At 70.9% G+C, this 19,202-nt stretch carries 16 protein-coding genes; 12 read left to right on the top strand and 4 right to left on the bottom strand.

Going from position 1 to position 19,202, the window contains the following annotated elements:
- Positions 1-116: 116 nt before the first annotated feature.
- Entirely contained in the window at positions 117-1,565 is a 1,449-nt protein-coding gene (locus tag ACV530_RS16770; RefSeq protein WP_494333281.1) for an FAD-dependent monooxygenase, read from the bottom strand.
- A gap of 75 nt (positions 1,566-1,640) precedes the next feature.
- Here ACV530_RS16770 and ACV530_RS16765 point away from each other — a divergent pair, with 75 nt between their 5' ends.
- Positions 1,641-2,285: a TetR/AcrR family transcriptional regulator C-terminal domain-containing protein gene (locus tag ACV530_RS16765; protein WP_494333280.1), complete on the top strand. Its 645-nt coding sequence runs from the start codon at positions 1,641-1,643 to the stop codon at positions 2,283-2,285.
- Here the strand turns inward: ACV530_RS16765 and ACV530_RS16760 are convergent.
- Genes ACV530_RS16760 through ACV530_RS16750 form a run of 3 tightly spaced genes read right to left on the bottom strand, consistent with a single transcriptional unit; the run spans position 2,271 to position 5,687 of the window.
- Positions 2,271-3,380, bottom strand: a complete 1,110-nt coding sequence (locus tag ACV530_RS16760) for an acyltransferase family protein (RefSeq protein WP_494333279.1) — start codon at positions 3,378-3,380, stop codon at positions 2,271-2,273. The genes ACV530_RS16765 and ACV530_RS16760 overlap by 15 nt on opposite strands.
- Before the next feature lie 4 nt (positions 3,381-3,384).
- A complete protein-coding gene (locus ACV530_RS16755) occupies positions 3,385-4,713 on the bottom strand; it encodes a polysialyltransferase family glycosyltransferase (protein WP_494333278.1) in 1,329 nt (442 codons plus the stop codon).
- The gene (locus tag ACV530_RS16750) at positions 4,710-5,687 is read right to left on the bottom strand and encodes a glycosyltransferase family 2 protein (protein WP_494333277.1); all 978 of its coding nucleotides are present in this window, start codon (positions 5,685-5,687) and stop codon (positions 4,710-4,712) included. Before ACV530_RS16750 ends, ACV530_RS16755 begins: the two co-directional genes overlap by 4 nt.
- A gap of 181 nt (positions 5,688-5,868) precedes the next feature.
- On the opposite strand from ACV530_RS16750, the gene ACV530_RS16745 reads away from it, so the two are divergent.
- From ACV530_RS16745 to ACV530_RS16695, 11 genes are all read left to right on the top strand, one after another.
- Positions 5,869-7,221, top strand: coding sequence for a DUF6716 putative glycosyltransferase (locus ACV530_RS16745; RefSeq protein ID WP_494333276.1), 1,353 nt, complete (start codon positions 5,869-5,871; stop codon positions 7,219-7,221).
- Entirely contained in the window at positions 7,218-8,441 is a 1,224-nt protein-coding gene (locus ACV530_RS16740; protein WP_494333275.1) for a cytidylyltransferase domain-containing protein, read from the top strand. The genes ACV530_RS16745 and ACV530_RS16740 overlap by 4 nt, the downstream gene beginning before the upstream one ends.
- Positions 8,442-8,482: 41 nt before the next feature.
- Positions 8,483-9,421 carry an N-acetylneuraminate synthase family protein gene (locus ACV530_RS16735; protein ID WP_494333274.1) on the top strand — a complete coding sequence of 313 codons (939 nt, stop codon included), beginning with the start codon at positions 8,483-8,485 and terminating at the stop codon, positions 9,419-9,421.
- Positions 9,421-10,608 (top strand): hypothetical protein, encoded by a 1,188-nt coding sequence (locus ACV530_RS16730; RefSeq protein WP_494333273.1) that lies wholly within the window; start codon positions 9,421-9,423, stop codon positions 10,606-10,608. Before ACV530_RS16735 ends, ACV530_RS16730 begins: the two co-directional genes overlap by 1 nt.
- A gap of 132 nt (positions 10,609-10,740) precedes the next feature.
- On the top strand, positions 10,741-12,000 hold the full coding sequence (locus ACV530_RS16725; protein WP_494333469.1) for an amidohydrolase: 1,260 nt from the start codon (positions 10,741-10,743) through the stop codon (positions 11,998-12,000).
- A gap of 121 nt (positions 12,001-12,121) precedes the next feature.
- On the top strand, positions 12,122-13,162 hold the full coding sequence (locus tag ACV530_RS16720) for a BMP family lipoprotein (protein ID WP_494333272.1): 1,041 nt from the start codon (positions 12,122-12,124) through the stop codon (positions 13,160-13,162).
- A gap of 89 nt (positions 13,163-13,251) precedes the next feature.
- Positions 13,252-14,865, top strand: a complete 1,614-nt coding sequence (locus ACV530_RS16715) for an ABC transporter ATP-binding protein (protein WP_494333271.1) — start codon at positions 13,252-13,254, stop codon at positions 14,863-14,865.
- Entirely contained in the window at positions 14,862-15,965 is a 1,104-nt protein-coding gene (locus ACV530_RS16710; protein WP_494333270.1) for an ABC transporter permease, read from the top strand. The genes ACV530_RS16715 and ACV530_RS16710 overlap by 4 nt, the downstream gene beginning before the upstream one ends.
- Positions 15,962-17,248, top strand: coding sequence for an ABC transporter permease (locus tag ACV530_RS16705; protein ID WP_494333269.1), 1,287 nt, complete (start codon positions 15,962-15,964; stop codon positions 17,246-17,248). Before ACV530_RS16710 ends, ACV530_RS16705 begins: the two co-directional genes overlap by 4 nt.
- Complete coding sequence (locus tag ACV530_RS16700; protein WP_494333268.1) at positions 17,245-17,643, top strand: cytidine deaminase; 399 nt, start codon at positions 17,245-17,247, stop codon at positions 17,641-17,643. The genes ACV530_RS16705 and ACV530_RS16700 overlap by 4 nt, the downstream gene beginning before the upstream one ends.
- A 14-nt stretch (positions 17,644-17,657) precedes the next feature.
- On the top strand, positions 17,658-18,935 hold the full coding sequence (locus ACV530_RS16695) for a thymidine phosphorylase (RefSeq protein ID WP_494333267.1): 1,278 nt from the start codon (positions 17,658-17,660) through the stop codon (positions 18,933-18,935).
- Positions 18,936-19,202: the final 267 nt, after the last annotated feature.

Raw genomic sequence — 19,202 nt, 5'->3', positions numbered from 1 at the left:
CGCGGTTCGCTGAGTGAGGCTTCCCATCGACAGGGGGCAGGTGGGCGGCACAGTGAACGTGAACGGAGCGCGGTCCCGACACCACTGTGTCGGAACTGCGCTCCGTTTCAGGACCCTCAGGCGCCGTCGAGGGCGGAGAGGTACGGCTCCACGTCCGCCGGGTCGGTCGTCGCCAAGGCGACGTAGCCGTCCGGGCGGATGAGGAACGTGCCCGTGCCGTAGGCCCGTTGGGCGTGGCCGTCCGGGTCGTGGAGGGTGGTGTGCGGCTCGTGGATGTGTACCGCGGTGGCGTCGACGGTCAGCAGCGTGAAGTGCGGGCCGCGGAAGATGTCGAAGAGGCGGACCGCCTCCCCCGCACCGGACTTCAGCGGGGCGTCCGGGGCGCGGTCGCCGGCGCGCAGGGCGCCCTCCGCCAGGCCCGTGCGCAGCTCGCGGGTCAGCGGGCTGTCGGGGTAGGCGAGGTGCAACTGGTGTGCTTCTCGGGGGCGTTGGATGGTCAGCTTCAGCCCCTGGCTGTCGTCGACGCCCTTGTGCAGCCGCGTGCTCAGGCCCAGCACCCCCGCCGCCACCGGCAGGCGTTCTGCCTCGTAGGAGTCCAGCAGGGCGTCCGGGGCGCCGTTCCGCAGCACGCGGCCCAGCTTCCAGCCGAGGTTGTACGCGTCCTGGATGCCCGTGTTGAGGCCCTGCGCGCCCGCGGGGGAGTGGATGTGGGCGGCGTCCCCGGCCAGGAAGACCCGGCCCTCCCGGAAGCGCTCGGCCATCACCGCCCGGGCGCGGAAGATCGACGCCCAGTGCACCTCGCCCGCACGGAACCCCGTCCAGGAGGCGACCAGTTCGCGCACCGACTCCGGGTCGGTGTCCGGCTCGGCGCCTCCGAGGTCGGCGTACAGCTGGAAGGGCGTACCCGGCAGCGGGCACAGGGCCAGTGAGCTCCGCTCGCGGCGCCAGACGTGCCAGTTGTCCCGGTCCAGGCCCTCCACCTCGAGGTCGGCGACCATCATGGGGGTCGGGTCGACGGTCTCGCCGGTGAACGGAGTGCCGAGGACGGTCCGTACCGTGCTGCGTCCGCCATCGGTGCCGGCCAGGTACGCGGCGCGTACCGTCTCGGCGGTGCCGTCCGGGCGGAGGAGGGTGGCCGTCACGCCGTCCTCGTCCTGGGTGAAGCCGGACAGGCGGGTGCCGAACTCCACGCTGCCGCCCAGCTCGTGGAGCCGCTCGTGGAGGATCTCCTGGGTGCGCCACTGGGGGAGCAGCCGCCCCTCGCCGTAGGGCACGTCGGGCGTGGGCTCGCGGCGCGTGATCATGTCCCACTCGGTGACCTTCCGGCCGTCCTCCCAGGAGGCCATGAGCGGCATCCGCTTCCCCGCCTCGTACACCGCCTCGACGACCCCCAGGTCGTCGAAGACCTCCAGGGTGCGCGGCTGGATGCCCTTGCCGCGCGACCCGGGGAACAGCCGCTCGCCCGCCTCTATCAGGCGGAAATCCACGCCCCGTCGGGCCAGTTCACAGCCCAGCACCAGCCCGGTCGGGCCCGCGCCGACGATCAGTACCTCGTGTGCGGACACGATGCACCCCCTCCTTAACGCCGTTCAATTTAACCTTGTTAAGGAGGGTGCACTGAACGCCGTTAAACTGTCAAGGTGGGAAATCGACTGGACCGTGATCAGGTGGTGCGCACCGCGCTGCAGGTGCTGAACGAGGTGGGCCTGGAGGGGCTGACGCTGCGGCGTATCGCGAAGGAGCTCAACGTCCAGGCGCCCGCGCTCTACTGGCACTTCAAGCACAAGCGGGACCTGCTGGACGAGATGGCGACGGAGATGATGCGCCGCATGAGCGCGCAGCTCGCGCCCGACACGCAGGACTGGCGGGTCGTGCTGGCCGAGGCCCAGCGCACGTTCCGCCGCGCACTGCTCGCCTACCGCGACGGGGCCAAGGTCTTCAGCGGCACCCGGTACACCGACCTCAGCTACGCGCCGCCCATGGAGGCGCACCTGCGCAGGCTGGTCGACCTGGGCTTTACGCCCCGCGCGGCGGCCCGCGCCTCCTTCACCGCCAACTGCTACACCGTGGCGTACGCCATCGAGGAGCAGGCCATGGGCCCCGACCCGGGCCGGGGCGAGGAGGGCGAGGGCTACGACCTCGAGGCCCGCGCCCAGCGGCTGGCCGACTACCCGCTGACCGCGGAGGCCGGTTTCGAGCTCTTCGGCGACCCCGACGCCGGGTACGAGGCCGGGCTGCGCGCGATCATCGCGGGGGTCGAGGCCACGCTGCTAGCCGTCAAGTGAGCGGCGGAGCAGGGGAGTCAGGCGGCGTTCGACGAGCACGTGGATCGTCCACGCCAACAGCAGCATCAGGCCGATCGTCAGCACGAACGTGCCGTACGACGGGATGCCCAGCTTCCGGTGCAGCACCCCGATCGTCACCCACCCCAGATGCTCGTGCACCAGGTAGAAGGGGTACGTCAGCGCGCCCGCCAGCGGCAGCCAACGCCACGTCGCCCAGCGGGCCTTGCCGAGCGCGATGGCGGCGACGGCCGCGTAGCCGACGGCGAGGATCGCGATGATGACGTACGGGGAGCGGTACGAGAAGTAGTGCGGGTTCGGCGGGTGCCACAGCCCCGCCACCGCGTAGTGCTGCCCCATCAGGAAGCTCGTCGCCACGATGCCCCAGCTCAGCGCGTCGTGGCCGAAGCGGTGGATCAGGTACAGGCCGATGCCGCCGATGAAGAACGCCGAGTACTCCGGCATCACGATCACCCGCAGCACTTCCAGGTGCGAGGCCGTGGTGATCGCGGTCGCCAGTGTCCACCCCGCGCAGAAGAACATCACGCGCGAACGCGTCGCGCCCGGCAGGACCACGAAGAGCGCGAACAGGGCGTAGAAGCGCAGCTCCGCCCAGAGAGTCCAGCACACTCCGAGCACCCGCTGGGCGCCGACGGGCTGTTGGAGCATGGTCAGGTTGACCAGGGTGTCGCTCGGGGAGACGGTCTTGTACGCGACCCAGGGCAGGGCGAAGGCGAGCGTGACGAGTGCGATCGCCACCCAGTACGCGGGGTAGAGGCGCGAGACGCGTGAGGCGAAGAACGAGCGCAGGGAGCGCCCCCAGCCGCTCATGCAGATGACGAAGCCGCTGATGACGAAGAAGATCTCGACGCCCAGGCAGCCGTAGGCGAATCCGGTCGACAGGTGCGGGAATTCGTGGCGCGGCGTCGTCCCCCACGCGCGGCTGACCTCGCCGTCCCGGCCGCCGTAGTGGTAGAGGGCCACCATCAGCGCGGCGATGAGACGGAGCCCGTCCAGGGCGTACAGGCGGCCGGTTCGCGGCGGTTTCGCCTTCTGTACGGGGGAGGCAGTGCTGCGGGGGAGTGTCGGGGCTGTCAACGGGTCACCGAGTCTTCCTGGCCAGCCTCCGCTGCACGGCACGTGCCCGGCGGGCCATCCTGCGGACGGCCGGATTGCGCGGCAGGAAGGCGAGTTGGGAGGGGAGGGCGCCGGGGAGCGCCAGGGCGGTCAGGCGGCGGCGCTTGAAGTAGCGCCGGGTACGGGAGTTCAGGTGCGCGGCCAGATAGCGTTCGGCCGCCGGGCGAAGCCCGGGGTTGACCTGCGGCTGCATGGCGTAACCCACGGCAGGCAGGAGGCTGTTGAGCTCTCCGGGGCCGTCGCCGGTGCACAGCTCCGTGGCCTCCAGGGCGGGCAGCAGGGCGTCGACGATCGTGACGGGCACGCGGTTGCTGTTCTGGTACGGGGTGAGCCGCTCCAGCAGCAGTTCGGTGCCGGTACGGGCGGCCGGCAGGCCATGGAAGGTGCCCGCGGTGATGAGCGCGGTGGAGAAGCAGCCGACGACGAGGGCCGGGCGCAGCCGCTGGTACACCACCTCCGCCAGTGCGGAGGTGTCCAGCAACGTGAGCCGTACGCCCAGTCGTTCGGCCTCTTCCTCCAGCATCCGCGACCAGCGGGCCGGGGCGGTGGGGTGGGGCTTGAAGACGAGGTCGCGGTGGCCGTGGCGGACCGCGCCGCGCAGCATGCGGACGTGCAGCTGCTCCTCTTCCTCCGGGGTGAGGATGTCGAGCGCCGAGAGGTACTGGCCGAGGAGCAGCGCCGCCCCCTCGGGGGCCGGGGGCAGCTCGACGGCGTCGGCGAGTTCGGCGAGGACCTTGGTGAAGGCGCCGCCCGGGATGATCTCGGGCTCGACGCCGAACTCGGCGAGCAGCAGCGGGCGCAGGCCCGGCACGAGGTCGAGGTGGAGCAGCCGGCGGATGCGGGTGCCGACGAGCGGGTCGAGCTTGTTGCGGGTGGGGCCGTAGCTCATCAGCCCGTCCGCGTAGACCTCGAGCGGTGCGTCGGGGAAGACCTGGGCGAGGGCGAGCGCCGGGCTGACCTGGATCGACTCGACGACGATCTCGAGTTCGTCGTCGCCCAGGTCCCACAGCAGGCGCAAGTACCGCTCCCACAGCGGTGCGTCGTCCGGGCGCGGGGACCAGCCGCCGGGGTGGAAGGGGCTGATCGTCTCGTTCCAGGACAGCACGCCGTCGAAGCGGGTGCGCAGCCGGTCGAAGCCGGGGGCCTGGTCGAGGGCGGGTGTGGTCTCGGGGACGGCCGCGTTGTTGGCGACGAGGAGCAGGCGGCGTCCGGAGGGTGGGAAGAGTCCGGCGTCGAGGGCGGCGGAGAGGGTGGCGGCTCCGTAGAGGGTGGAGGCCAGGAAGATCTGGGTCATGCGACTGCCTCCGCCGGGACCGGGCGGCGGCGCAGTCGGCGGAGCCTTGCAGCGCGGTCGTCGTCCATGGAATTCAGGGCGTCTTTGAGCAACTCCTGGGGCATCCGTTTCATGGCGGCCGCGCTCATCGAACGCAGTGTTCGGGCCACGGCGGGTTCGAATCGCTCGATCGAGCCGAGGTGATGGGAAATGATCGCGCAATAGGTGCGTACGGCCTTGGGCAGCAGGGCGTGTGCGTCGGTGTCCCGCGAGGTCTCGTCGATGACCTGATCGAAAGCGCGGATGAAATCGAGTTGGCGTACGTCGCCGATCTGGGTCAGCGAGGAGGCGACGCCGCGCCGGTAGAAGACGCCGAGCAGTCCGGCCACGGCGAAACTGCGTGTCTCGCGGTGGAGCCGCCAGATCCACGGCCGGTCCTCCGCGGTGCGCAGGCCGTGCCGGAAATGCAGCAGACCGTCGTCGAGCAGACGGCGGTGGTAGATGCCCGCCCAGGCGTAGGGGTAGTCGACGGACGTGGAGCGGTCCGCGGGCAGTATCGCGCCGCGCGGGTCGAGCACCACGCCCCTGCGGCCTTGCGGAACGCGGTGGATCGTGCGGGTGCGGCCCGTGCACTGCACGTGGTCGGTGCGGACGAAGTCCACGCCCAAGCCCTCGATGGCGGCGAGGAGTTGGCGGTAGTAGCCGGGGGCGAGCCAGTCGTCGCCGTCGAGGAAGGCGATGTACTGCCCGCGGGCCGCGTCCAGCCCGGTGTTGCGGGCGGTCGCCAGGCCCCCGTTCCGCTCGTGCCGCACGAGCACCGCGCCCGGCAGTTCGCGCTCGGCGCGCTCCAGAATCCCTGGTGTCCCGTCGGTCGAACAATCGTCGACGAGAATGAATTCGAAGTCCTCATTGCTGTTCGCATTCAGGCTTCGCAGGGTGTCCGGCGCATAGGTCTGCACATTGAAGAACGGCACGATGACGGAGAGCTTGACCACCCGGGTGACGGTAGGTGAACCTCCGGCATTCGTCCTGACCTCCGCCGTAAGTGCGGGTGAACGACGCGCGGCGAAATGATGAACCGGACCTGCGCGTCAACCACTTCGCCGACCGTCGATGTGCTGTTTACCGGCTGTTGAACTCGCGTTGGGCGGTGAAACGGAATCAATTCCTATCGTCATGGCTGTGTCGTCACGCACCGAATCCTCACCGTCCGAATCCCCGCCGCGTGTCGCCGTGCTCGCCGACTCCGACACCCGGTGGAAGTGGGGAGCGCTCACCGCGCACCGGCTCGCACCCGGTGCCCGGCTCGACGGCTTCCTGCTGAGGGGGCGCGCGACCCCGACCCCGCGCCAGCTCGGTGAAGTGGGCGTGCGTGCCGACGCGTTGCACGAAGTGACCGGCCCCGGATTCGTCCGCACCGTGGGCTCGGTCGGGCGTGAACGGTACGACCTCGTCGTCCTCGCCTGCGTCGGCGGCGCCGTACAGGCGATGCTGCACGGACTCGCCCGCGCCTGGGCAACGGCCCCTTCCCGTCCGGTCGTTGTCACGGGCTACGTCGGCGTCGTCTACGAGAAGCTCGCCGACGGACTGCTGCTGCGTCATGGCGCGGACGTCGTCCTCGCCAACTCCCGCCATGACGCGGAGCGGTTCCGGGATGTGTACGCCGGAGTGGGCGCCCCGGCGGGCAGCGTCGTCGAGTGCGCCCTGCCCTTCCTCGGCGGCGCCCCGTACGAGCCGTGCCACGACGGCCCGTTCACGGTGGTGTTCGCCACCCAGCCCTCCGTGCCGGAGAGCCGCACCGACCGGCTCTACCTGCTCGAGCGCGCCGCCCGGCACGCCCGTACGCACCCCGGGCGGGAGGTGCTCGTCAAGCTCCGCAGCAAGCCCGGCGAGCACACCACGCACATCGAGGAACTTCCGTACCAGAAGCTCGCGGCCAAGGTGCCGGGAGGCCTTCCGGCCAACTGCCGCCTTGTGTACGGGCACATGGGCGAGGTGCTCGACCGTACCGACCTGCTCGTCACGGTCAGCTCCACCGCCGCCCTCGAGGCGCTGCACCGCTCGGTCCCCACCGCGGTCCTCACCGACCTCGGCATCCGCGAGCAGCTCGGCAACCACCACTTCCTCGGCTCCGGCTGCCTCGCCTCCTGGGACCAGCTCGACGCCGGCCACCTGCCGAAGGCCGAACCGGCCTGGACCGCGCGCCAGGGCGTCGCCGCCGGCGATGTGCCGTACGAGCAGGCCTTCGACGCAGCGCGAGCGCGGGTGTCCGCCCTCGTGGCGCTTCCCCGGCTCCCGCCGCTCGCGCCGTACTACACCGCCGGGACCGCGCCCGGCCACCTGCCCGCGCTCCTCGCCCGGTACGGCCTCGACCCGCAGGGGGACCCGCTGCCCGGCCGCGAGGCGCCGCGCGAGGAGAGCGCCCTGCGGCGCGCCGCGCGTGGTGCGCTGCGGGACGCGGTGCGCGGCGCGTACCGCCACGGCGTCCAGCGAGTGGCGCCCGTCATGCGAAGGATGGGGGAGCTGTGACCGCTCAACTCGGCGTGGCACCACGACAGTCCGTGATCGCCGTCATCCCCGCCCGCGGCGGGTCCAAGGGGGTGCCCGCCAAGAACCTCGCGCCTGTCGGCGGGGTGCCGCTCGTCGCCCGCGCGGTGCGCGCGTGCCGTGCGGCACGCCTGGTGACCGAGGTGATCGTGTCGACGGATGACCCCGCGATCGCCGAGGCCGCACGTCGCGCGGGGGCCGTCGTGGTCCACCGGCCGGCCGGCCTCGCCGGTGACACGGCGACCAGCGAGGCCGCGGTGCTGCACGCCATGGACGCGTACGAGGCGATGCGCGGCCACGCGCCCGCCGTCGTGCTGCTCGTCCAGTGCACCAGCCCCTTCCTCACCCGCGAGGACGTCGACGGCGTCGCCGCGGCCGTCGTCGAGCAGGGCGCGGACAGCGCGCTGACCGTGGCGCCCTTCCACGGCTTCGTCTGGCGGGACGGCACCCCGCCCGTCCCGGCGCAGGGCGCCGGCCGGCGGGGCGCGCACGGCGTCAACCACGACAAGGCCCACCGCCCCCGCCGCCAGGACCGGCCCGAGGACCTGCTGGAGACCGGCGCCGCCTACGCCATGCGCGCGGACGGTTTCCGGGCCGCCCGGCACCGGTTCTTCGGGCGCACCGAGCTGGTGCGCACCGACCCCGCGCGCGTGCTCGAGATCGACGACCCGCACGACCTCGCGCGCGCCCGCGCCCTCGCCCCGCTGCTCGACACCCCGCCCGTCCTCCCGGCCCGCGAGGACGTCGACGCCGTCGTCCTCGACTTCGACGGCACCCAGACCGACGACCGCGTGCTCATCGACGCCGACGGCCGCGAACTCGTGGCCGTGCACCGCGGCGACGGGCTGGGCGTCGCCGCCCTGCGCCGGGCCGGACTGTCCGTGCTGATCCTCTCCACGGAGGTGAACCCCGTCGTCGCCGCACGCGCCCGCAAGCTCAAGGTGCCGGTGATCCACGGCACCGACCGCAAGGACGTCGCCCTCAAGCAGTGGTGCGACGAGACGGGCATCTCCGCCGAGCGGGTGCTCTACGTCGGCAACGACGTCAACGACCTGCCGTGCCTCGGTCTCGTCGGCTGGCCCGTGGCCGTCGCGGACGCGCACGGCCCCGTACGCGACGCCGCCCGCGCGGTGACCTGTACACCGGGCGGCGCGGGAGCCGTCCGGGAGATCGCCGGCTGGCTCCTCGGCCCCGGCCTGTAGAACCCGTCAGCCCCACACCGAACCGAAGGAACTTTTCGCACATGAACCTCGCCGTGAACACTGCCGCTGCCCGACGCACCCGCACTTTCGGCGACCGGCCCGTGGGACCCGGCCACCCCGTGTACGTCACCGGGGAGATCGGCATCAACCACAACGGCGACCTGGACAAGGCCCTCGCCCTGATCGACGCCGCCGCCGACGCCGGGTGCGACGCGGTCAAGTTCCAGAAGCGCACCCCCGAGATCTGCACACCGCGCGACCAGTGGGACATCGAACGGGACACTCCCTGGGGACGGATGACGTACATCGACTACCGCCACCGGGTGGAGTTCGGCGAGGACGAATACCGCACGATCGACGAGCACTGCCAGGAGCGCGGCATCGCCTGGTTCGCCTCGCCGTGGGACGTGGAATCCGTCGCCTTCCTGGAGAAGTTCGACCTCCCCGCCCACAAGGTCGCCTCCGCCTCGCTCACCGACGACGAGCTCCTGCGCACCCTGCGCGCCACCGGCCGCACGATCGTGCTGTCGACGGGGATGTCCACGCCGAAGCAGATCCGGCACGCGGTCGAGGTGCTCGGCAGCGAGAACATCCTGCTCTGCCACGCCACTTCCACCTACCCGGCCAAGGCCGCCGAGCTCAACCTCCGGGTCATCCACACCCTCCAGGCCGAGTACCCCAACGTGCCCATCGGTTACTCGGGCCACGAGACGGGCCTCCAGACCACGCTGGCCGCCGTGGCCCTCGGCGCCTCCTTCGTCGAGCGGCACATCACCCTCGACCGCGCCATGTGGGGCTCCGACCAGGCCGCGTCCGTCGAACCCGGCGGTCTGCAGCGGCTCGTGCGCGACATCCGCGTGGTCGAGGAGTCGCTCGGGGACGGAGTGAAGCGGGTGTACGAGAGCGAGCTCGCCCCGATGCGGAAACTGCGCCGCGTCGCGGGCGTCGTGGCCGGGGAACCGGAAGCCGTCGCGGTCTGATGTCCGGCACCGGCCCGGCCCGCACCCTGGCCTTCGTCGAGAGCCCCGTCCAGCTCCTCAACGTCCTGGAGTGGGCCCACGCCCGCGCCGCCCCGCGGCCCGGACCGCTCCCGCTGCAGGGCGGCGTACCGCGCCAGCCCGACCGCCGGGCCGAGGGCGACGATGACGACGCCGCCGACACCGCCGTCGACGACGCCGCGAGCGACGACGGCACCGACGACGCGAGCGACCTGCTCGTCGTCGTGCTCGCCCCGCACGACCCCATGACCCGCGGGCAGCTGCGGCGCATGGCCGAACTCGCCCGCGACCAGGGGCACCGGCTGCGCTGGGAGGAGGCGCGCGGCGGGCCGGGAGCGCCGGTGAACACCATCGGGAGCCTCGCCGCACCCCTGCGCGCGGCACGGTGCATCGTCATCGGCGACCCGTTCTCGCGGTACGTGCAGTTGCTGCTCACCATCACCCGCGCCCGCGAGCTCGTCGTCGTCGACGACGGCACCGCGACCATGGAGTTCGCGGCCCAACTCGCGCGCGGGGAACGGCTGGTGCGATGGCACCGCAACGGACGAGGGGCGCGCGACATAGTCTTCGCGCCGGTGTCCGCATCGGCGCGCCGGATGCTCACCCCGGGCGGCCGCCGCAGCGTGTGCCTGTTCACCTCGATGCCGGTCGAGGCACCGCCCGGGGTGACCGTCACGGCCAACGACTTCGCCTGGACCCGCGCCGCCTTCGGCCCGCCCCGCCTCACCCGGGGCACGGACCTCGTCGGCACCTCGCTGGTCGAGACGGGCGTCGTGGACCCCGAGCGCTACCTCGAGGCCGTCGGCGAGCTCACCGCCGCCCACGGCGCCACCCGCTACTTCGCGCACCGCCGCGAGAACACCGACAAGCTGCGCCGCATAGCGACCCTCTACGACCTGGAGATCGTGCGCCCCGAGCTGCCCCTCGAACTGATCGCGCGCCGCGGTCCGATAGGGCGCACGGTGCTGAGCTTCCCGTCGACGGTCGTGCACACGCTGCCGCTGGCGCTCGCGGGCACGGGCGTGACGGTCGCCGTACGCGACATCGATCCCGCCTGGCTCACCGACCACGCCTCGCCCCGCGCGGGGGACTTCCTCTCCGGCGTCACCGGGAGCGCACGCGATGTGCGCCGCCTGCCCTACGCAACCGCCCCGGCGCGCAGTACGTGACGAAGTCTCGTGCGGGTACGCCGTAAATACGTGTCATACCCCCCGGCCGACCCATCCATGCGGCTGAACTTTTCTTGATCGGGAGGCAGTTGCCCCGTGCAGGGCTCTACTCTTCGCAGGGTGAATCATCTGATGCCCTGCGAAGCCGCGCCCGATGTCGCCCCGGGCGAACCCGAAGGTGAACCGACCCGCGAGCTTCCCGGGACGCTCCCGCCCGGGCTGCGCGCCGAACTGATCACCTTCCGGCGGGACTTGCACATGCACCCCGAACTGGGGAACCGCGAGTTCCGTACGACCGCGGCGGTCAGGGCGAGACTCGAGAAGGCGGGCCTGAAGCCGCGTACGCTCTCCTCGGGCACCGGGCTGATCTGTGACGTCGGGCGTTCACGCCCCAGTGCCGCGCGCCGCCCCGTGCTCGCGATCCGCGCGGACCTCGACGCGCTGCCCATCCCGGACACCAAGTCCGTCCCGTACCGCTCGACGGTGCCGAAGACGGCGCACGCCTGCGGGCACGACGTGCACACTACCGTCGTCCTGGGCACCGGGCTCGTGCTGGCCGCCCTGGCGGAGCAGGGGCTGCTGCCCCGGCCCGTCCGGCTGATCTTCCAGCCCGCCGAGGAGGTCATGCCCGGCGGCGCGCTCACCGTGATCGAGGACGGGGCGCTGGAGGGCGTGGACCGGATCATCGCGGTGCACTGCGACCCGAGGGTCGAGGTCGGCCGGATCGGGCTGCGGACGGGGCCGATCACCTCCGCCTGCGACAAGCTCGAGGTGATGCTGGACGGCCCCGGCGGCCACACCGCGCGCCCCCACCTCAGTACGGACCTGGTCACCGCCGTGGCCAAGGTCGCCACGGAGGTGCCGGCGCTGCTGGCCCGGCGGATCGACACCCGCTCGGGGCTGGCCGTCACCTGGGGCCGGGTGGAGGCGGGGCACGCCCCGAACGTCATCCCGCAGCACGCGGAGCTCGCGGGCACGGTCCGCTGCCTGGACCTGAACGCCTGGCGCAGCGCCCCCGACCTGGTGCACGCCGCGGTCGACGAGATCGCCTCGCTGCACCGCGCCAAGTCGCAGATCAACTACATCCGCGGGGTGCCGCCGGTCGTCAACCACCCGGAGATCGCCGGGCTGCTGGACCGTGCCATGACCGCGCGGCGGGGTGCGCAGTCGGTCGAGGACACCGAGCAGAGCCTGGGCGGCGAGGACTTCTCCTGGTACCTCGAGCACGTCCCGGGCGCGATGGCCAGGCTCGGTGTGGCCCCGGTGGGCGAGGCGGGCCGGCTTGATCTGCACTGCGGAGACTTCGACGTGGACGAGGGGGCGATCCAGGTCGGAATCGAGTTGTTCACCGCCGCGGCTTTGCTTGATCGCAACCAAATCCAGGTTTCGTGATTCAAGGCTCGTTCGAATCGATCCGATAACGGCTTGGGAGCTCCCCTTTTCATCCCATCTACGCGCGTTACGATTCCGGCGAACCAGCGCCAATGGAGGCGCTTCGAGTGAAGGGGCCCTCGTGCGCCGGGTATCCACGATCACTGTCGCGGGCATTGCCACCGCGGCTCTCGCATTCACCCTCACCGCCTGTGGCGAGTCCTCGACCGAGTCGAGCGGCGGCAAGGACAAGGGCGTTGGCCTTGCTTTCGACGTCGGCGGCGCCGACGACCACTCGTTCAACGAGTCCGCCGCCCGCGGTGTGACCAAGGCGAAGAGCGAGCTGGGCATCAACAACATGATGATGACGGCGAAGAACGGCGAGACCGAGGCCGAGCGCGACCAGCGCCTCCGCTCGCTGGCCGAGAAGGGCTACAACCCGGTCATCGGCGTCGGCTTCAACTACCAGAAGTCGGTGGAGGCCGTCGCCAAGGACTTCCCGAAGACCACGTTCGGGGTCGTCGACTCGGTTGCCCAGGGCAGCAACGTGGACAGCATCACCTTCGGTGAGCACGAGGGCTCCTACCTCGCGGGTGTCGCCGCGGCGCTGAAGTCCAAGTCCCACAAGGTCGGCTTCATCGGCGGCGTCAACAACGCCCTCATCCAGAAGTTCGAGGCGGGCTTCGTCCAGGGCGTCATGGACACCGACCCGAAGGCGCAGGTCACCCCGCAGTACCTGTACCCGAACAACGACAAGGGCTTCAACGACCCGGCGGCCGCCAAGGACAAGGCCAAGGGCATGCTCGACTCGGGCATCGACGTGATCTACACGGCCGCGGGCCTCTCCGGCAACGGCTCCATCGAGGCCGTCTCCGGCCAGAAGGACGCCTGGGCCATCGGGGTCGACTCCGACCAGTACCAGCAGCCGGGCCTCGAGAAGTACAAGGACCACATCCTCACCTCCGTGGTGAAGAACGTGGACGTGGCGGTCTTCGACCTCATCAAGAGCGTCAAGGACGGCAAGCCGCTCACCGGCCAGCACCAGTACCTGCTCAAGGACAAGGGTGTCTCGCTGGCCACCTCCGGTGGCTTCATCGACGACATCAAGGACAAGATCGACGCCGCGACGAAGAAGATCGTGGACGGTCAGGTCAAGGTCCGCACCAACCCCAAGCAGAGCTGATACACCGGTAGGACAATGCCCGGGCCCGGCGGGGGGACACTCCCGCCGGGCCCGAGTGCAGGTGCCAACGCTACGCGCGTAGCGTCCAGTTGACCCCCCGCTCCCTTCCCCGAGGAGTGTGCGCCATCAAAGCGTCCAGCAGCAGTACCGCCCCCGCCGTAGAACTGCAAGGAATCACCAAGCGGTTCCCCGGCGTCGTGGCCAACCACGACATCCACCTCACGGTCCGCCGTGGCACCGTGCACGCCCTCTGCGGCGAGAACGGGGCCGGCAAGTCGACCCTGATGAAGATCCTTTACGGGATGCAGAAGCCGGACGAGGGAACGATCACCCTCGACGGCGAGCAGGTCACCCTCAGCACCCCCGCCGACGCCATCTCGCGCGGCATCGGCATGGTGCACCAGCACTTCATGCTCGCCGACAACCTCACGGTGCTCGAGAACGTCGTCCTCGGCGCCGAGAAGATGCACGGCATCGGCAACAAGGCCCGCGCGCGGATCAAGGAGATCTCCGACGCGTACGGCCTCGGGGTGCGCCCCGACGTCCTCGTCGAGGACCTCGGCGTCGCCGACCGTCAGCGCGTGGAGATCCTCAAGGTCCTCTACCGCGGCGCCCGTACGCTCATCCTCGACGAGCCGACCGCCGTGCTCGTCCCGCAGGAGGTCGACGCGCTCTTCGCCAACCTGCGCGAGCTCAAGGCCGAGGGCCTGACCGTCATCTTCATCTCGCACAAGCTCGGCGAGGTGCTCTCCGTCGCCGACGACATCACGGTCATCCGGCGCGGCACCACCGTGGGCACGGCCGTCCCCAGCGAGACCACGCCCAAGCAGCTCGCCGAGCTGATGGTCGGCGAGGAACTGCCCTCGCCGGAGACCCGGGAGTCGACGGTCACCGACGTGCCGATGCTCACCGTGGACGGGCTGCACCTGTCGGCCACCGACTCCGACGGCGTCGTGCGCACCGTGCTCGACGGCATCGAGTTCACCATCCACAAGGGTGAGGTCCTCGGCCTCGCGGGCGTGGAGGGCAACGGGCAGGCCGAGCTCGTCGAGGCGGTCATGGGCATGCGCGACCCCGACACCGGCACGGTCACCCTCGACGGCGCCGACATCACCCACGCCGCGACGCGCAAGCGGCGCGAGGGCGGCATCGGCTACATCCCCGAGGACCGGCACCGACACGGCCTGCTGCTCGAGGCCCCGTTGTGGGAGAACCGCATCCTCGGCCATGTCACCGAGGAGCCCAACAGCAAGCGCGGGCTGCTGGACAACAAGGCCGCGCGCGCCGACACCGAGCGCATCGTGCGCGAGTACGACGTGCGCACGCCCGGCATCGAGGTCACCGCGGCCTCGCTCTCCGGCGGCAACCAGCAGAAGCTGATCGTCGGCCGCGAGATGAGCCACAAGCCCAAGCTCCTGATCGCCGCGCACCCCACCCGGGGCGTGGACGTCGGTGCGCAGGCGCAGATCTGGGACCAGATCCGCGAGGCGCGCCGCGAGGGGCTGGCGGTGCTGCTGATCTCCGCCGACCTGGACGAGCTCATCGGGCTCTCGGACACCCTGCGGGTCATGTTCCGCGGCCGCCTGGTGGCGGACGCCGACCCCGCCACCATCACCCCGGAGGAGTTGGGCTCGGCCATGACCGGCGCCGCTACCGGCCACCTTGAGCACACGGACGAGAACGAGGGGGGCGAAGAGGCATGAAGAAGCTCGACAAGAACAAGCTGATCCTCGGCTTCGCCGCGCCCGCTCTCGCGATCGTCGCCGCCCTGGTCATCACCTCGGTGATCATCGCCGCCACCGGCAAGGACCCGTTCCACGCCTACGCGGTCATGGTCGACTTCGGCTCGAAGAGCGACAGCCAGGTGTGGATCATCAACAAGGCCACGCCGTACTACCTTTCCGCGCTGGCGGTCGCCGTCGGTTTCCGGATGAACCTGTTCAACATCGGTGTGGACGGCCAGTACCGCATCGCGGCGTTCTTCGCCGCCGTGGTCGGCGGGTACCTGACGCTGGGCCCGCTCGCCATCCCGGTGATGATCATCGTGGCGATGGCGGTCGGTGCCGTCTGGGCGGGCATCGCCGGCCTGCTGAAGACCACCCGGGGCGTCAGCGAGGTGATCAGCACCATCATGCTGAACTCCATCGGCGCCTCGCTGATCGGTTACTTCCTCCAGGACGGCCGGCTGGCCAAGAAGGAGGGCAACCTGATCCACACGCCCTACCTGCCGGACTCCGCGCACTTCTTCGAGTTCCCGACCACGCCCAAGCCGGTCTACGGCTTCGTGGTGATCGCGGCCGTCGCGGGCGTCGCCTACTGGTTCCTGCTCAGCCGCACCCGCTTCGGCTTCGACCTGCGCACCGTCGGCCAGTCCGAGTCGGCCGCGCAGGCCAGCGGTGTGAGCGTCAAGCGCATGGTGATCACCTCGATGCTGATCTCGGGTGCCGTCGCCGGCCTCGTCGGCATGACCACCCTGCTCAACGTCTCGTACAACTACGGCACCGACTTCCCCACGGGCATCGGCTTCACCGGTATCGCCATCGCGCTGCTGGGCCGCAACAACCCCATCGGCATGGCGTTCGCCGCCCTGCTCTGGGGCTTCCTCGACCGCACCGGCACCCAGCTCGAATTCGAGGGCTACGCCCAGGAGATCGTCGGGGTGATCCAGGGCGTGATCATCCTCTGTGTCGTGATCGCGTACGAGCTCGTGCGCCGCTACGGCCTCAAGATCCAGCAGCGTCAGGTCGGCGAGGAGCTCGCCGCCCAGGCCCGCAAGAGCGACCAGGCGGAGGCAGCCGCATGAGTACGACCTTCACCTCCGCACTCGCCGACAAGCTGCGCGGCGGGAACTCGACGGAGCGGCGGCGGATCTCCTGGCCCGTCGTGATGATCGCGCTGGCGGGCGCGCTGATCCTGCTGTCCGCACTGCGCGAGCTGACCAGCGCCAACGACCTGACCTCCTCGGGCCAGTTCGGCTCCGCCCTCGCGGCGGCCGTGCCGATCGGGCTCGCGGGCCTCGGCGGCCTGTGGGCCGAGCGCGCGGGCGTCGTCAACATCGGCCTCGAGGGCATGATGATGCTCGGCGCGTTCGGCGCCGGCTGGATGGGCTGGCAGCACGGCCCCTGGGTCGCGGCGGCCGCCGGCATGATCGGCGGCGCGCTCGGCGGTCTGGTCCATGCCATTGCCACGGTCACCTTCAACGTGGACCACATCGTCTCCGGTGTGGCCATGAACATCCTGGCCCTGGGCGTCTCGCAGTACGCCGCCAAGACGCTGTTCGGCGCGGACGGCAGCGCGGCGCAGCAGGCGGGCGGCAACGACAAGCAGTCGCCCCCCATGTCCGACATGCAGAACTTCTCGATCCCGGGTCTGGCCGACTGGCTGCAGTCGCTCGAGAAGCACCACTGGTTCTTCGTGTCCGACGTCGCGGGCATCCTGCGGGGCTTCGTCTCCCAGGTGTCCTGGCTGACGGTCATTACCGCGCTGCTGTTCGTCGTCACGTTCTACGTGCTGTGGCGCACGTCGTTCGGTCTGCGGCTGCGGTCCTGCGGTGAGAGCCCGGTCGCCGCCGAGTCCCTCGGCGTCAACGTCTACACGTACAAGTACGCGGCCGTCGTGGTCTCCGGCGCCCTCGCCGGTCTGGGCGGCGCGTTCCTCGCCATCGGCACGCACATGTACTCCGACGGCCAGACCGGCGGCCGCGGCTACATCGGTCTCGCGACGATGATCTCCGGCAACTGGCGGCCGGGCGGCGTGGCCATGAGCGCCGGCCTGTTCGGCTTCATGGACAGCCTCCAGCTGCGCTCCGGCGGCCCGACCGTGCACGCGCTGCTGCTGCTCATCGCGGTGCTGCTGCTGGGCCTCGCGGTCTGGCGGTTCAAGGGCGGCAAGACCAGGCCGGCGATCGTCAGCGCGGTCGTGGCGGTGCTGCTGGTCGTCTGGTACGTGGCGAGCAAGTCCGTGCCGATGGAACTGGTGGAGGCCACGCCGTACCTGGTGACGCTGCTGGTGCTGGCGCTGTTCTCGCAACGGCTGCGGATGCCCAAGGCCGACGGCAAGCCCTACCGGAAGGGACAGGGCAAGTGACCTTCTCTCCTGACGACTGGGAGAACCTGCGCGCGCAGGCCCGGGACGCCATGTCCCGGGCCTACGCCCCGTACTCCCGCTTCCCCGTCGGCGCCGCGGCTCTCGTGGATGATGGTCGTATCGTTACAGGGTGCAATGTGGAGAACGCCGCCTATGGCGTGGCACTCTGCGCCGAGTGCGGCCTGATCTCTGCCTTGTTCGCCTCCGGTGGCGGTCGGCTCACGGCCTTCACCTGTTGCGACCGCAACGGCAACATCCTGATGCCGTGCGGCCGCTGCCGTCAGCTGCTGTGGGAACACGGCGGTCCGGAACTGGCCGTGGACACGACGTCGGGCATCCGCCCGCTCGCCGAGCTGCTGCCGGACGCCTTCGGCCCCGCCGACCTCGAACGATAAGAAAGGCTCGTCTCTTGGACGCCATCTCCGTCATCCGGACCAAGCGTGACCGCGGTCGCCTGACCGATGCCCAGATCGACTGGATCATCGACGCCTATACGCGCGGTGAGGTCGCCGACGAGCAGATGTCCTCCCTCGCGATGGCGATCCTGCTCAACGGCATGGACCGGGCGGAGATCGCCCGCTGGACGGCCGCGATGATCGCGAGCGGCGAGCGGATGGACTTCTCCTCGCTGCCCATGCCGACCTCCGACAAGCACTCCACCGGCGGCGTCGGCGACAAGATCACCCTGCCGCTGGCGCCCCTCGTGGCGGCCTGCGGCGCGGCCGTCCCGCAGCTGTCCGGCCGCGGCCTCGGCCACACCGGCGGCACGCTCGACAAGCTGGAGTCCATCCCCGGCTGGCGGGCGCTGCTCTCCAACGACGAGATGATGGACGTCCTGCGCGAGGTCGGCTCCGTCATCTGCGCGGCGGGCGACGGCCTGGCCCCGGCGGACAAGAAGCTCTACGCGCTGCGCGATGTCACCGGCACGGTCGAGGCCATCCCGCTGATCGCCTCCTCGATCATGTCCAAGAAGATCGCCGAGGGCACGGGCTCGCTGGTCCTCGACGTCAAGGTCGGCTCCGGCGCGTTCATGAAGAACCTCGCCGACGCGCGGGAGCTGGCGAGCACGATGGTCGGCCTCGGCACCGACCACGGCGTCAAGACCGTCGCGCTGCTCACCGACATGTCCACCCCGCTCGGCCTGACCGCCGGCAACGCGCTCGAGGTCCGCGAGTCCGTCGAGGTCCTCGCGGGCGGCGGCCCGGCGGACGTCGTCGAGCTGACGCTGGCCCTGGCCCGCGAGATGCTCGCCGCGGCGGGCCTGCCGGACGCCGACCCGGCCAAGGCGCTCGCGGACGGCTCCGCCATGGACCACTGGCGGCGCATGATCATCGCGCAGGGCGGCGACCCGGACGCGGAGCTGCCGGTGGCCCGCGAACAGCACGTGGTGAAGGCCGAGTCGACCGGTGTCCTCACCAAGCTCGACGCCTACGCCGTCGGCGTCTCCGCCTGGCGCCTCGGCGCCGGCCGGGCCCGCAAGGAGGACCCGGTGCAGGCCGGTGCGGGCATCGAGATGCACGCCAAGCCGGGCGACTCCGTCGTGGCCGGGCAGCCGCTGCTGACCCTGCACACGGACACGCCGGAGAAGTTCGACTACGCGCTCGCCGCGCTGCGGGACGAGATCGAGATCTCGGCGCCGGGCACGGAGTTCACGCCGAACCCGATCGTGCTCGACCGCATCGCGTGAGCTGATCTCCCGCGCGAGGGCCGGTGGTTTTCCACCGGCCCTTTCGCATGCGCCGGGTGGGGTGTTTGTGCCCCGGTCCCGCCCTCTCGCCGTCTCCTGGGGCTGCGCCCCAGACCCCGCTTGTCGCGGCTTCGCCGCTCGTCCTCAATCGCCGGACGGGCTGGAATTGCGCGCCTGCGCCGGATTTCAGCGCAAGCGCGAAATCCGGCGCGGCCGGCACCCTCCAGCCCGTCCGGCGTTTGAGGACCAACGCGGCGGAGCCGCGTT

Source organism: Streptomyces sp. SX-6, from assembly GCF_059089585.1.
Note: the sequence above shows the minus strand (reverse complement) of the source record. Positions and strands in the feature narration are given on the sequence as shown.